This is a genomic window from uncultured Proteiniphilum sp. (assembly GCF_937873925.1).
GTDB lineage: Bacteria > Bacteroidota > Bacteroidia > Bacteroidales > Dysgonomonadaceae > Proteiniphilum.
The window spans coordinates 1-16,297 of record NZ_CALNAT010000112.1 but is presented as its reverse complement, the minus strand read 5'-3'; the positions used below and the strand labels follow the sequence as shown (position 1 = coordinate 16,297).

Below are 16,297 nucleotides of genomic sequence, written 5' to 3'. Positions count from 1 at the left end.
GAAAACGGCAATGGGTCATCCTGGAGCAAACCTGCAAGATTCGGTGTCGGATTGCTTGACAGGGAGGATTGGGCGGCTTCTTACATCGGCTATCCTTCCGAAAAAGGGTTCTATGGTAGTCCGCAACTGAGAAAAACATTTTCCCTTGACAAAACTGATAAACAAGATACCTATCTTTTACATGTAAATTCGCTCGGGTATCACGAGATCTTTATCAACGGTAAAAGAATAGGCGAGGATGTTTTGTCTCCGGCCGTATCGCAGTTTAACAAGCGCTCCCTGACCGTTACGTACGATGTGTCGCCTTCCCTGAAAGCAGGCAAGAACGATCTGGTCATCTGGCTGGGGAGCGGCTGGTACACCGCAGGGTTGCCGGGAGTTACGGGAAACGGCCCTGCTGTAAGGGCACAAATGGAGCGTGTTCACGGAGGAACAAAAGAGATTGTTGTATGTACCGATGAATCCTGGGCAGGGAGAGACAGCGAATACAGCCGGATCAGCGACTGGATGTCGGGAAGATACGGGGGGGAGACCGTTACCGGCAACCAGGAAACGTGGGATAAAGTTTTCAAAGTCCCCGAGGAGTTGACTTGGGGAAAAGTTTCGCTGGCAGAAGTAGCGGAGCACGAAGCAACCCCTCAGATGGTTGAAGCGAACAGGATCAGGGAAACCATCCATCCCGTTAAAGTAGAAAACCTCAACGATAGTACTGTTCTGGTGGATATGGGTAAATGCCTTACCGGATGGTTCGAAATAACCTTCCCGTTCCTGAATAAATCACAGGAAATTGTTTTGGAATATTCCGATCATTTGAATGAGAATGGCGAACCGGCCAATCAAGGCCAAATGGATAAGTATATTGCATCAGGCAGCGGAACAGAATTTTTTAAAAACAAATTCAATTATCACGGGTTCCGCTATGTAAAAATCTCCAACCTGGAACAGGCTCCCCCCTTAACAGATATAAAAGCCCATCTTATTCATACCGATTTTGAATTTACGTCTACATTTGAATGTTCGGATGAAGATTTAAACCATATCCACGATATGATTGCCTATACGCTCCGTTGCGTAGGGCTTGGCGGGTACCTGGTAGATTGTCCTCAAATAGAAAGACTGGGTTACGGAGGGGATGGGAACGCTTCTACCGTAACCGCCCAGACCATGTTCAACCTGGCTCCGCTTTACCGCAATTGGCTTCAGGCATGGGCCGACGTGATCCGTGAGGACGGGAGCATGCCTCACACCGCGCCCAATCCCTACGCCGCGGGGGGAGGCCCGTACTGGTGCGGTTTCATTATCTCAGCCTCCTGGAATACCTATCAGCACTATGGCGATACACGTGTATTGGAAAAATATTATCCTGTAATGCAGAAGTGGCTGGAATACGTGGATAACCATAGTGTGAACGGATTATTAAAACGATGGCCCGACACTGGTTACAGGGCATGGTACCTGGGAGATTGGGCCACACCGGAGGGCGTCGGCAATCCGGACCATTTGGATGAAAGGTCTGTCGACCTGGTGAATAATTGCTATATTTCCGTGTGTTTCGATCAGATGAAAAAAATTGCGGCAGTATTAGGAAAAAACGAAGACTCGAGCTATTATTCCGAAAGAAGAGCACGATTGAATGAAACAATACACGCAACATTCTTTGACGCGCTTCAAGGCATATATGCTACCGGATCCCAGATCGACCTTATTTTTCCGCTGCTTGCCGGTGTAGTCCCGGCAGAACTGCAGGAGGGGATTACAACCACATTGATAAAACGAACAGTGAACGACTACAGCGGCCACTTGAATACCGGGCTGGTGGGAATACCGGTCATGATGGAATGGGCAGCAAACGCAGATCAGCCTGACTTTATCTACTCCATGTTGAAAAAGAAAACATACCCCGGATATTTGTATATGCTGGAACAGGGAGCAACAACCACCTGGGAGCATTGGAACGGGGAAAGAAGTCGGATCCATAATTGCTATAACGGTGTCGGGCAATGGTTTTATCAGGCTGTGGGAGGTATTCGCACGATTGATGGTGAGGTGGCTTACCAGCGATTCAGGATAGATCCGCAAATTCCGGATGGGGTCACCTGGGCCAGGACAACCCAGGAAACACCCTACGGGGAGATAGGGGTCAATTGGGAGCTTTTCGAAGAAAAGATGATTATGGAAACAAAAGTTCCGGTAGGATCGATGGCTATTTTAGAATATCCGGAAGGGGCAAGCAAAGTTAAAGTCAACAACGAGCTCAAAGAGATAGAAAAAGGCCGTTTAGAATTGCCAGGAGGCATTTATTCCGTGGAATTTTCCTTTTCACGATCAGGAATATAACCCCACAACCCAGAGATAGCAGGGGATATGCGAAAAGTACAGTATTTATATCATTATTTAAAGGTATAGAGAGTTAAAATCCATTATTTTTGGAAATTATTTTATATTCGGCAGAATTCGACCGGTTGAATTTTCACAACACAAGTAAAAGGAATACACTTCTTTGAGACCGGATACCCTCATCTGAATAATTTATATTCGATGCAATGAAAACGATTAACAGAAAATAAATAAAAAACGCCATAATGATATTTAGTTTGATTACTTCTACATTTCATGAAAAGAAAACGGGTTTTTGCTCATTTTCGTTCAACGGGACAATCCGTTGCCTTTTAATGGTCTTTCTTACTATTGTATTGATGGGAGCATCCTGCGACGAAAAAAACACCTTCCTAACTGAAACCATAACGGATAATGAAAAAACTCCGTTAGAGGAGTTCCAGTTGATACACCCTTTGGCGGGCACCGATGAATTGGGGCGCATACTGCCCGACAACGCGGAAGCAGGGGATGTAAGGGAAGATCGGCAGGTTGCCATGTTTTACTTCCTGTGGCAGGGAGATATATCTTCGAAAACATCCGAAATTCATTGGGACCTGAATAAGATGCTTCCCCAATATTCCGGGATACTAAAAGACAGGGATCACCCGAATTGGGGTTCCACAAGCCTGGGATCGTATTATTTTTGGGGGGAGCCTGTGTATGGGTATTATCGTGGGGATGATTACTGGGTTCACCTCAAGAATATGCAATTATTAACGGATGCCGGTGTTGATTTTTTAGTCCTGGACGCTACGAACACGATCATTTATGAAAAACAGTCCGAAGCACTCATGAAAGCGATCAAATCGCTCCAGGATCAAGGGAAGAATCCTCCCACTATCGTGTATTACACGAATACCGCGTCAGGGAAAACGATGCAACGCGTGTACAACGCTTTTTACAAAGAAGGGGCCTCCTGTTATTATCCGTCAACCTGGTATTACCTGGAAGGGAAGCCTCTCTTGTTGGGCAGGACAAAAGAAGCCAGGGGAACAGAGTACGAGTCGTTCTTTACTTTCAGGGAAGCCCAATGGCCCAATGAACCGGAACAGCAAAACGGGTGGCCGTGGATCGATTTTAATCGCCCACAAAGTGTGTATGAAAATTCCAAAGGTGAACGGGAGATCATCAACGTTTCGGTCGCACAACATCCTAATCCTGCCGCTGGAATGGGGGGTTCGGCTTTTTACGGCAATATGGATAATTGGGGAAGAAGCTACCGGAATGGATCCCATGGGAATCCCGAGACCGATATCCGCTACGGGTATAATTTTCAGGAACAATGGGATTATGCTTTAGCACAGGATGTCCCTTTTATCTTTGTTACCGGATGGAACGAATGGATCGCGGGAAGATGGGGCAGCCACGACGGCAACCCGGAACACTCCTATTTCGTTGATCAGGCCGACCCCGAATACAGCCGGGATATTGAACCCACCTATACGGCAGGGCTGAAGGATAATTACTATATGCAGTTGGTGGCAAACATCCGCAGGTACAAAGGAGTTGCCTCCCAGCCCTTGGCCAGCCCTGCAAAAACGATCCGGACGATTGCCGACTGGGAAGAAGTGAAACCGGTTTACCCGGATTATATAAACGATGTAATGCATCGGGCACATCCGGGAGCTGAAACGAATCCCGCGAAAACGTACCTCAATACTACCGGTAGAAACGACTTCTATAGGATGAAAGTGACAAGAGATGCAGAAAATCTCTACTTTTATGCCGAAACAACGGGTACCATTACCGAAAACGAGGGAAATAACTGGATGAGATTATTTCTCAATACCGACAGGAAGCATGACACAGGCTGGTATGGATACGATTACCGGATTGAAGGAGGAAAACAACTACAAAAATACATTGAAAATCAATGGAGTACGATTGGCATCATTTCAGCCGGGGTGGAAGGTAATCAATTGATGTACTCAATCCCGCTATCGGCGATGCAAATAGATACCCGAGGCCTCGATATCGAATTCAAATGGTCGGACAACATGCAGGACGACGGCGATCCGATGGATTGGTACCTGAATGGTGACACCGCTCCGGGAGGGCGTTTTAATTTCGTATATTCAACCAAATAATAAAAACAGCATAATATGAGAAATACGGTACACTATCTACTGGCAACGATTCTTATCATCGGCCTTTCTTGTTCAGGAGTGTCGAATAAAACTTCGAAACAACTTTCAGATGCTTTGGAAAGCGGGTTCGTTACACCCCCCGAATCCATTCAGACCAGTGTTTACTGGTACTGGATCTCCGATCACATCTCCAGGGAGGGAGCGGTAAAAGATCTGCATGCCATGAAGGAGGCGGGAATTAACCGTGCATTCATCGGAAATATAGGTATAAGCGACCTTCCCTATGGAAACACGAAAATATTCAGCGATGAATGGTGGGAAATACTCCATCTCGCGCTCAAAACAGCCGCGGAGCTCGATATCGAGATCGGCATCTTTAACTCTCCCGGATGGAGCCAATCAGGCGGCCCATGGATCAAACCGGAGGAGTCCATGAGATACCTCGCCTCTTCGGAATTGACCGTGCAAGGTCCCCGAAAAATAGAACAATCCCTGGAAAAACCAACGGAATCGTTCCAGGACGTGAAAGTGATCGCTTTCCCGTCTGTGGGAGATGTGAGTAAGGTATTAAGCCATCAAAATGCTTCCATACAATCTACTCCTTCCGTGGCGGGACTCTCGAAGATCACCGACGGGGACACCTCAACCGGTATCTCTTTTCCCAATCACGGGGAATTCCAAATCACTTTTAGCACGGAAGCCCCCTTTACCGCGAGAAGTCTTACTATCCGCATCACGGAAGCACCTCTTCATGCGCGGGCTATACTGGAAGCAAAGCTCGAAAACGGCGAATTCAAACCCGTTTCAGAGTTCGAGATCAACCGCTCCAACACGGCTTTAAATGTGGGTTTTGAGCCCTATGCCCCGGTAGTTATCTCTCTTCCGGCAACATCCGCAACCGGGTTCCGGGTAACGTTGAGGAATGTTCACCCCGGAGCCGGGCTGGCAGAGGTCCGGTTAAGCTCCATACCGCGAGTGGAAAGGTACAGCGAAAAAACGTTGGCAAAGATGCATCCTACTCCCCTTCCCTACTGGGACGCGTATATGTGGTCCGAACAACCTGAAACAGACGAAAAAGACCTTGTTCTCAAAGGAAATGACATCCAGGACATTTCAAATCATCTTTCTTCCGACGGGGTACTAACCTGGGATGTCCCCGAGGGGGAATGGACCATTCTGCGGATGGGGATGGCGCCCACGCTCGTGACAAACGGACCCGCTTCTCCCGAAGCAACCGGCCTTGAAGTGGATAAAATGAGCAGGAAATGGGTAGCGGAACACTTCGACCGGTTCATCGGGGAAATATTACGAAAGATCCCTGAGGCGGATAGAAAAACCTTCAAAGTGGTGGTTCAGGATAGTTACGAAACAGGAGGGCAGAATTTCACCGATGATTTCCTGATAGAATTCAAAGAACGGTATGGTTACGATCCTCTCCCTTATCTCCCTGTTTACAATGGATTTGTAATAAACAGTCAATTGGAATCCGACCGGTTCCTGTGGGATATGCGGCGAATGGTTGCCGATAAAGTGGCATACGACTACGTGGGTGGACTAAGAGATGTTAGCCATGAACACGGCCTTACCACCTGGCTGGAGAATTACGGACACTGGGGTTTCCCGGGTGAGTTCCTGATGTACGGCGGCCAGTCCGATGAGATCGGGGGAGAGTTCTGGAGCCAGGGAGAGTTGGGCGATATCGAAAACCGCGCCGCTTCTTCCGCCGGACATATCTACGGTAAAACCAAAATATCGGCGGAGTCGAACACCTCGGGGGGACCGGCCTATTCGCGCTACCCGGCCATGATGAAACAACGCACCGACCGTTTCTTTGCCGAAGGGATCAATAATACATTGCTGCACGTCTATATCATGCAGCCGTACGAGGATAAAAACCCCGGCATGAATGCATGGTTCGGAAACGAGTTTGACCGCAAGAACACATGGTTCCCGCAATTGGATCTCTTCACTACCTACCTGAAAAGATCGAATTTTATGCTGCAACAGGGATTGAACGTGGCCGACGTGGCATACTTTATCGGGGAAGACGCCCCGAAGATGACCGGGGTTGCCGATCCACCACTGCCAGTAGGCTACCAGTTCGATTACATGAATGCCGAAGTAATACTAAGGGATATGGAAGTAAAAGACGGGATGCTTACACTTCCGCACGGTACGCAATACAAAGTGCTGGTCCTTCCTCAACAGGAGACAATGCGTCCCGAAGTATTGGCAAAGATCAAAAAGCTGGTCGGCGACGGTGCAACGGTACTGGGACCCCCGCCGACCCATTCGCCCAGCCTCCAGAACCAGCCGGAGGCCGACGAGCAAGTACGCCAGATAGCTGCCGAATTGTGGGGTGGCGTTGACGGAATAAATACGACATACGGGCAATATGGCAAGGGACGGATCATAAACGGTCTCACAATGGAAGAGACATTCGGGATCATCAATTGTATCCCGGACTGTAAACTTCCGGAAGACAATAATATCCATTACGGACATAGGACCTTGAAGGGAATTGATATCTACTTTCTTTCCAACCAGACAAACGAAGAGAAAGAGATTTATCCCGAATTCAGGGTAACGAACAGGCAACCGGAACTGTGGGACGCCACTAACGGATCAATCAGGGTACTGCCTGCCTATGAGCAGAGAAAAGAGTCGACGCTCGTACCCATAAAACTGGCTCCCTACGAGAGTACTTTCGTGGTCTTCCGAAACCGGGCGTCGTCGGGTTCGCTCACCGCGATCTCGGATAACTATCCGGAACCAGTGGTACTTGAAGCATTAGGGGGCCCGTGGCAAGTTACGTTCGACGCATCCAGGAGAGGCCCGGCAGAACCGGTCATCTTCGAAACCCTGCAAGACTGGACAACGTTCTCCGACGATCGGATCAAATATTATTCAGGAGAAGCAACCTACACGATTCAATTCACGCTTCCCGAAAAACAGGAAGGCGAAACTATTCTCATCGATCTGGGTAACCTTACCGCGATGGCAAAAGTCACCGTGAACGGGACATACGCGGGCGGTGCCTGGACTCCACCCTACCGGTTGGATATTACCGAACAGGTGAAAACAGGAGAAAATGAATTGAATATTACAGTGGTCAATAATTGGATGAACCGGATTATTGGAGACTTGAACCTGCCGGAGGCACAACGAGAAACATGGTATCTCGTGAATCCGCATAATGCTCAAAGCCCTTTGCAACCCTCGGGATTATTCGGTCCGGTAACCCTTCATAAAGTTCACTATTAAATATTTTCATAATGTCAGGTCAGCGTGATTTTTTAAAAAGTCGGCCGCGACAGGTGCGAATATTGTCAAAATTCTAAAAACTAAATGATGACAAACGTGAAAAAGTACGCATTTTCAGCTGTTTTATTGTCTAGATTTACAGTTATCATTCTTGCCTGTAGCTGCTTTTGGACAATCGGGCCAAAAACATACGCGCAGGATGAAATCCCTATATTGGCATGGTATAGTATTCCGGCTGAAGATGCCACGTTGGAGCGCTACCAGGAACTAAAGGAGGCAGGTTTTAACCTGACATTCTCCCATACTTCCCTGTTTAAAGATGCGAAAAAGGCACTTGACCTGGCAGCGGCGGTAGGTATAAAATCCATCTTTACCTGTCGGGAACTGGAAAAAGATCCGGAGGCTACCGTTAACAAGGTGAAGGATCATCCGGGACTGGCGGGATATTTCCTGCGGGATGAACCTGCTTGTAACGATTTTCCGGCACTTGCCAAATGGGCTAAAAAGGTACGGGCCGCGGATAATACCCACTATTGCTATCTGAACCTGTTTCCAAATTACGCCCCGGACGACGTATTGGGCGATAACTATGAGAGATATGTTCAACGTTTCATTGAAGAAGTAGACATTCAAGTCCTATCTTTTGACTCTTACCCGATCGTGAATGAGCGGTTACGAGAGAGGTGGTATGAAAATCTGGAAGTAATAGCCGCGGAAGCTCGTAAATCCGGCAAGCCATTCTGGGCATTTGCGCTTGCCACTGCCCATGACAGTTATCCTATCCCAAATGCAGCACACCTCAGGTTGCAAATGTACAGCAACCTGGCTTATGGTGCCCAGTACCTTCAATATTTCACCTACTGGAATCCGGATACAACTACCTGGAACTTTTACGAAGCACCCATTACACTCGAAAAGAAACGGAGCCAGGTATACGATCGCGTCCGCGAGGTAAATAAGGAACTGCAAAACAGGGCTTTCGTGTTTATGGGTTCAAAAGTATTGTCGGTTCATCATACGGGTGCCACTATCCCGGTGGGTACAAGAAGACTGGAGAAATTGCCCGAACAGGTAAAAACGCTTGATACAAAAGAGAACGGAGCGGTAGTTTCCCTGCTTGAAAAAGGAGATTATCAATACCTGGTTATCGTGAACAGAAGTTTCCTTGAACCACTGGATTTGCAGATTATATTTAAAGACAAGGTCGAGGTCGTTCGCAGAGACGGTTCAATTGAAAATGCAGCAAAATACAACTCCCTGTTTCAACTCGAACCGGGGGAAGCCGGAATATTTCGATGGGGAAAGACCTGATCGGTTATCATCTTAGTTCCTTCACCGGCAAAACATAACAGGAAAGTATATGGATCACTCTCAACAAATTCTTTTTTGCCCCTTGTTGTCCAATTTATTAGGTAGAGGGCATAGAGGGATATTCACCCTGATCGTGACCCTCTCTTTCCTGTTTTTATTCGCTGCCTGCTCGGAGACGAAGTTGGATTCGCTAAAGGTAGAATATGAAGAAACCCCCATGGGTATTGACATCGAAAAGCCACGTTTTAGCTGGCGGATGGTCTCCCGTGAACAAGGGCAATCGCAATCTGCCTGCCAGATTATCGTCACGCACGAGTCAGGCCAGGAGGTGTGGAATACCGGAAAAATGGCAGGTAATATTTCGCTAAACATTGAATACGCGGGAGAACCCCTGCAGCCAACTACCCGCTACGATTGGAAACTGAAGGTATGGAACCGGGAAGATAAGCCGCTATCGGCAGAATCGTGGTTCGAGACCGGGTTAATGGACCCTTCCATCACAGCATGGAGCGGTGCGAAATGGATTGGCGGAGGGGACGACGATCTGGTACTTCACCCCGATTACCTGCCCGTGTACAATATCAATTATACCCTCCAGCTCGACCAACAGAGCGGGACAACAAAGGCGGGGTTTGTTTATGGGGCCAACGACCCTCGCCTGATGGACAAAAACATGAATATCCACAACCTGCAGAATGGCAAAGACGAATCGTATGTCGAAGTGGAGCTGGATATCTCGGGAATGAACGCGGGCGGACATGCTTTCTTAAACATTTATCGCGTGGGATATGCCCCCGGTGATAATAAAGAAGTTCCATTGCAGCGCTTGGCTATTCCACTTTCACTTATCAATAGAGAAAACCGGTACGACCCACATACTATCTACCTTAAAACCATGTATAGTGTGACCGGTTTCTATATCGGTGGCGAAGAAGAGGCAAACAAGGCAGGATCCGTGACCATCAACCCGATGGGAAATAGTTGGGATTATATCTGTTTCCCGTTGCTTTGCGAGATCGGGTTCACGGCAAAGCCGAACCAAACGGCAAGGTTCTCAGAGGTGGAAGTACGCAACTATCGCGTCCCCAACAACATTCTGTTTTCTGAAAAACCGGGTGATGCCGGGCAGACAAGCGTTTTTGCAGGGAAAAAAAACCTGGTAATCGGTGATCACTCCTACCATGTTAGTGGTAGTGAGGCGGGAGCATTCATAACAGCCGATATCCAGAGGAAATCGATGCCAATGCTCAGGACAACCTTCTCGTCTAACCCTTCAATAGTCGTGAAAGCACGCCTCTACATTACAACAAGAGGGATCTACGAAGTGTATATGAACGGCGAACGAGTGGGTGACGACTACTTCAATCCCGGCCTGACGCAATATAATAAACATCACATGTACCAAACTTACGATGTAACGGACCGTATCCGAGCCGGCGATAACGCCTTGGGGGTGATCATGGGCGAAGGATGGTGGAGCGGGGCAATCACATACATGGGTTACCTGTGGAACCTGTTCGGAGACCGGCAATCGCTCCTGGCAAAGTTGGTCATTACTTACGTCGATGGTACGGAAGAAACGGTGGTAACCGATCCCCGCACGTGGTACCATTTCGACAATGGGCCGGTTTTATACAGCAGTTTCTTCCAGGGGGAAGTGTACGACGCCAGAAAAGAATCGTTAATAGAAGGATGGTCAGAGATTGTGTATAACGCTTCCGAATGGAAAAAAGCGGTGGAGGTCGATCAGCAAAAGGCCATCGTTAAGGATAAAGTTATTGAACAGAACCGGATGCCGGCCGTGAACGATTTCTCCAGTATGAAGCTGATTGGACAATACGGGCAAACCGTTAAAAAAATTAACGAACTTACCGCGGTCTCCATGGAAGAGGTCAGATCCGGGGTGTATGTGTATGATATGGGACAAAATATGGTAGGCATACCGAGGATTGCCCTGACAGGAGAACAGCCCGGAAACGAGATCAAGCTGCGGTTCGCGGAAGTAAAATATCCCGATCTTCCTGAATTCAAGGAAAACACCGGGATGATCATGCTCGAGAATATCCGTGGGGCCCTGGCGCAGGATATCTATCTCACCAAAGGAGGCAAGGAAGTCATTCAACCTCGTTTTACTTTCCACGGCTATCGCTTTATCGAAATTACAGGAATAGAGAAGCCGCTGCCCCTGGAGGCGGTGAAAGGAGAAGTTCTTAGCTCGGTCCACAAGCTGGCGTCCGGTTATGAAACCTCCAACAGCAAAGTGAATAAACTGTGGGAGAACATCACATGGTCCACTTGGGGCAACTTCGTGTCGATACCCACCGACTGTCCCCAACGCAACGAGCGTATGGGCTGGAGCGGCGATATATCCGTCTTCTCGCGTACGGCCACCTATCTGGCCGATCTTCCCCAGTTTCTTCGCCGCCATATGCTCGCGATGCGGGACACGCAGCGCGAAGACGGCCGGTTTGCCGACGTGGCGCCGGTAGGAGGAGGTTTTGGCGGGATCTTGTGGGGCAGCGCCGGCATTACCGTGGCATGGGAAAGCTACCTGCAATACAATGACACAAGGATGCTGGCGGAGCATTACGATGCCATGAAGTCCTATATCCACTACTTATTGGAATACATCGATCCCGACACGGGGATATTAACTGAAGGTAACCTTGGCGACTGGCTTGGGCCGGAGCAAGACCACAACGATAATTCCTTATTATGGGAGGCCTATTTCATATTCGATCTGGAACTGATGCATCGCGTGGCGACCGTGTTAAATAAAACAGGGGACGCCGAATGGTTCGGCAGGCTGCACGAAGAACGGAAGCAGTTTTTTAACCGAACCTATTTCGACAACGAGACGGGCCAAACCATTCACTCGGGATTCAGGGAACCGGCTAGGAAAGGGAAAGTGATCGGTACCCAAACGTCATATGTGCTCCCCCTGGCATTTGATATTTGTAACGAAGAGATAAAAGAACAGGTGGTGAGCCATCTGATAACACGTATCGGGAACGAGAGCCCGCGGGGTAAAGGCGATGTATATGCTCCCTACTCGCTGATGAGCGGTTTTATTGGTACGGCATGGATCAACAGGGTGCTGTCCGACCTGGGGTATCCCGAAGTTGCCTACCGGATATTGCAGCAAACGAGTTATCCCTCGTGGCTCTATTCCGTGGAGCAAGGTGCTACCACTATCTGGGAGCGCCTCAATTCCTATACCAGGGAGCACGGCTTCAGCGGAAATAACTCCATGAACTCGTTCAACCATTACTCGTTCGGGGCAATCGGTTCGTGGATGTACAATCATTCATTAGGAATCGAACGGGACGAAAAGCACCCGGGGTTCAAGCATTTTGTCCTGCAACCCGAACCCGATCCCACGGGAGAGATGACGTGGGCAAAAGGATATTACGACTCGATGTACGGACGGATCGAGAGCAGTTGGAGGGTCAATAAAGGTATCTGTAACTACCGTTTCAAAGTACCGGCAAACACGACTGCCACGCTCTACTTACAAGCAATGAGCATGGATAAGGTACGGGAAGGGAATAAACCCCTCGAGTCATCCATGTTCATCGAGATATTGGGCGAACATGACGGGAAAGTGATCATGAAACTCCAGCCAGGGGAATATCGGTTCAATGTATTGGACGAATTTACGAAATAAATGTCCCGAATTACCACCTAGAGGTTGTTGTTCTTACGAAAAAATAATCTCTTCCTAACTAAAGTAAAAAAATGAAAACACTTAATTCTTTACTGCTTTCTTTTCTTTTTATCTGCTCTTCGAGTTTGAATTCGCAAAATATCGATCTGCTCCGGAAGGGATTTAAATCTCCTCCGGATTCAGCAAAACCGGGGGTATACTGGTATTTTATGGATGGGAATATTACCAGGGCATCTTTGACAAAAGATCTTGAATCGATGAAACAGGCAGGAATAGGAAACCTGATGTATCTTGAGGTAAATGTAGGTGTCCCGAGAGGAAATGTAGATTTTTTCAGCGAAGAGTGGCAGCGCTTGTTTGCCCACGCGGTGAAAGAAGCCGAAAGAGTAGGGATTGAGATTTCACTGGGTTTGGGCCCCGGCTGGACAGGAAGCGGTGGCCCATGGGTAAAGCCCGAAGAATCGATGCAGCATATTGTAGGGGCTTCTGTTATCATACAAGGGGGTAAAAAGACTGATATTACTTTGCCTGTCCCACCCCCAAAAAGACCCTTTTTTGGGTTACCTTCGGAAATGAAGGATCAGTGGTCCGCATATTATGAAGATATTGCAGTACTTGCCTTTCCCCATACCCACAGGATAGACTCCATTGATGATATTGACGAGAAAGCGCTCTATTACCGCCCTCCATACACATCAATGGCAGGAGTGAAACCTTACTTTATTTCCGGGATAACTGATCCCGCGTTAAAAGGAAAAGGGATCGATAAAAAGAGAATTATTGAGCTGACAGATAAAATGGATAAAAACGGAAAGCTGAATTGGGATGTTCCCAACGGTGAATGGACCGTCATCCGGTTTGTTGGCCGTAACAATGGCGCATCCACCAGACCCGCTCCATTACCCGGATTGGGATTCGAATCGGATAAATTTGACAAGGACGCGCTCAACAAACATTTGCACCATTTTATCGGCTCTCTGTTAAATAAAACAGGGATACCTGAGAAAAACGCAAAAGGAGGATTAAAAAGACTGCACATGGATAGTTGGGAAATGGGCGCACAAAACTGGAGCCAACATTTCAGGGAGGAATTTAAAAAACGGAGGGGATATGACCCGTTGTACTTTTATCCTGTAATCACAGGGATCATCGTCGAAAACAGAGAGATCAGCGAGCGGTTTCTTTGGGATCTGCGTCAAACCTCACAGGAGTTAGTGATTGAAAATCACGCGAAAGAAGCAAAGCGATATGCGAAAGAACGTAACATGGATTTTTCCATTGAACCTTATGACATGAATCCGACTGCCGATCTGGAACTGGGAGCCGTTGCCGATATGCCGATGTGTGAGTTCTGGAGTAAAGGATTCGGCTTCAATTCGGCGTTTAGCTGTATAGAAGCCACATCCATAGGACATATAAACGGCAGTCCCCTTATTGCAGCTGAAGCTTTCACTGCTGATCCGGGGGAAGGATGGAAACAATATCCGGGAGTCATGAAAAATCAGGGGGACTGGGCTTTTGCCAGTGGAATCAATCGATTTGTCTATCATACATTTCAAAATCAATTCCTGGATGATTCCCTTAAACCGGGAGCTACGATGGGACCCTACGGAGTACATTGGGACCGGAGCCAGACATGGTGGCCCATGGTAAATGCCTATCATGAGTATGTTTCCCGCTGCCAATATATTCTGCAACAGGGAAGACATGTTGCAGACATTCTATTTTTAACGCCGGAAGGGGCGCCCCATGTTTTTAAACCTCCATTTTCCGCAATGTCCGGCTCAGATACCATTCCTGACAGAAGAGGGTATAACTTCGACGGTGTTTCACCCGGTCAATTGTATCAGGCGAGTGTGGAGAATAACAGGATCGTTTTCCCAGGCGGGGCGGTATATCGTATCCTGGTGTTACCTTCCGTACAGACGATGACACCTCAGTTATTAAAAAAAATCAAATCGCTGGTGAATGACGGGGCTCACATCCTAGGAATCCCGCCTCTTCGGTCTCCAAGTCTCACCGGGTATCCGGATTGCGACAGAGAAGTGAAAGAGACGGCAGCAATGGTTTGGGGCAATCATCAATTGCCGGAGACGCTTTCAACGGTACGCTACGGAAAAGGGAAAATAACATGGGGTGAAGTCCTTGCAAAAGAAACCGATAACTTATATCCCCATTATGAGATCATCTCAGAGACACTTCGGGAAATGGATGTGGTAGAAGATTTCAAACCGGACAGAGAGGATATCCGTTATGCCCACAGAACGGATCCGGATTGGGATATCTATTTTTTATCCAATAAAACAGACAGCCCCATTACCTCTCACTGTAGTTTCAGAGTGGGAAAAGCCCGTCCAATGTTGTGGGACCCGATTACCGGAAATATTTACAACATAGACGATGTTACAGGTAGTCACGATCTCACCTCCATGATACTGGAGTTTGAGCCTTACCAAAGTTATTTTATTGTTTTTGATAAAAAGAATAAATCCAATAGATATGATTCCTTTTTTAATACCGGATCGGTTATTACAACCTTGAATGGGACATGGAATGTATCATTCGATCCTACATTCGGAGGACCGGAAGATATTGCATTTGATTCTCTAACCGATTGGTCTGAACATCCTATGGAGGGAATTAAATATTACTCCGGAATTGCCACATACACCATAGAATTCGACTTACCTTCCGGGGCATCGGAGGAATTCAACAAATGCTTTATCGATCTGGGAGATGTAAAAAACATGGCACAGGTAAAATTAAACGGGAAAGATGCAGGTACTGTCTGGACATACCCGTGGAAACTGGATATTACATCATTGGTAAAAAGTAAAAACAATCTTTTGGAGATTAAAGTGGCCAATTTGTGGATAAACAGATTGATCGGCGATGAAAATTTACCTGACGACGGCATTCATCAGGGAGAATGGCCGGATTGGATAGTCCGCAAGGAGAAAAGACCAGGCAAACGTTATACGTTTACTACCTATAAACATTATTCGGCCGATTCACCCCTCGAAAAATCAGGGCTTTTAGGACCCGTAACGATTAAGGGAATAAAGGATTAATCGGTTATTCTAAAAATCACAATATTCGGCACATCCATTTTAACACAAAAAACCATTTTATACAGTTTTAATGCCATTTTTTACAGTTATAAACAATATAACTCGTTTATTTTTGTAATATGCTTAAAGCAGGAAAAAATCTTTTAAATAAGTAAGAAGACCGAATAGAACTCTTAATAGTGCGATTTCATTGCCATCAACAATTATTACAGCTCTATTAATATGATATCATGTCGGATTATTTACCAATAACAGGTACAACTTAAAAAATGAAATGACACCGATCAATTGCATCTTTTTTCCGGAAAAGAATCCGTATCTTACTACTGTAGAAACGGATAGGTGTACAATTTTACCCCCCCCCCCCGTTAACTTCGTTTAACGAAATAAAATTCTATGTCTTTCGACAAAAAAAATTCTCTTGTCCGAAAATAATTCCGATAAGGGATAAATTCATATTATCCTATATGGAAGTACCGTCATATAAGCAGACGGTAAAATATCATCTATTTTTATCT

At 47.0% G+C, this 16,297-nt stretch carries 6 protein-coding genes; all 6 read left to right on the top strand.

The genetic code is table 11. From position 1 onward, the window contains the following. Window positions 1-2,337 (top strand): alpha-L-rhamnosidase (locus Q0502_RS07510; protein WP_298649151.1); only part of this gene is annotated, 2,337 nt, incomplete at its 5' end. A 245-nt stretch (window positions 2,338-2,582) separates the two neighbouring features. After that, on the top strand, window positions 2,583-4,466 hold the full coding sequence (locus Q0502_RS07505) for a hypothetical protein (RefSeq protein ID WP_298649149.1): 1,884 nt from the start codon (window positions 2,583-2,585) through the stop codon (window positions 4,464-4,466). 15 nt (window positions 4,467-4,481) lie between these two features. Beyond that, on the top strand, window positions 4,482-7,730 hold the full coding sequence (locus tag Q0502_RS07500) for a glycosyl hydrolase (protein WP_298649146.1): 3,249 nt from the start codon (window positions 4,482-4,484) through the stop codon (window positions 7,728-7,730). Window positions 7,731-7,826: 96 nt separating this feature from the next. Next, window positions 7,827-9,041, top strand: coding sequence for a beta-galactosidase (locus Q0502_RS07495; RefSeq protein ID WP_298649143.1), 1,215 nt, complete (start codon window positions 7,827-7,829; stop codon window positions 9,039-9,041). A gap of 49 nt (window positions 9,042-9,090) precedes the next feature. Continuing rightward, on the top strand, window positions 9,091-12,708 hold the full coding sequence (locus tag Q0502_RS07490; protein ID WP_298649142.1) for an alpha-L-rhamnosidase: 3,618 nt from the start codon (window positions 9,091-9,093) through the stop codon (window positions 12,706-12,708). A 71-nt stretch (window positions 12,709-12,779) separates the two neighbouring features. After that, the gene (locus Q0502_RS07485; protein ID WP_298649139.1) at window positions 12,780-15,779 is read left to right on the top strand and encodes a glycosyl hydrolase; all 3,000 of its coding nucleotides are present in this window, start codon (window positions 12,780-12,782) and stop codon (window positions 15,777-15,779) included. The last annotated feature ends 518 nt before the right edge of the window (window positions 15,780-16,297 follow it).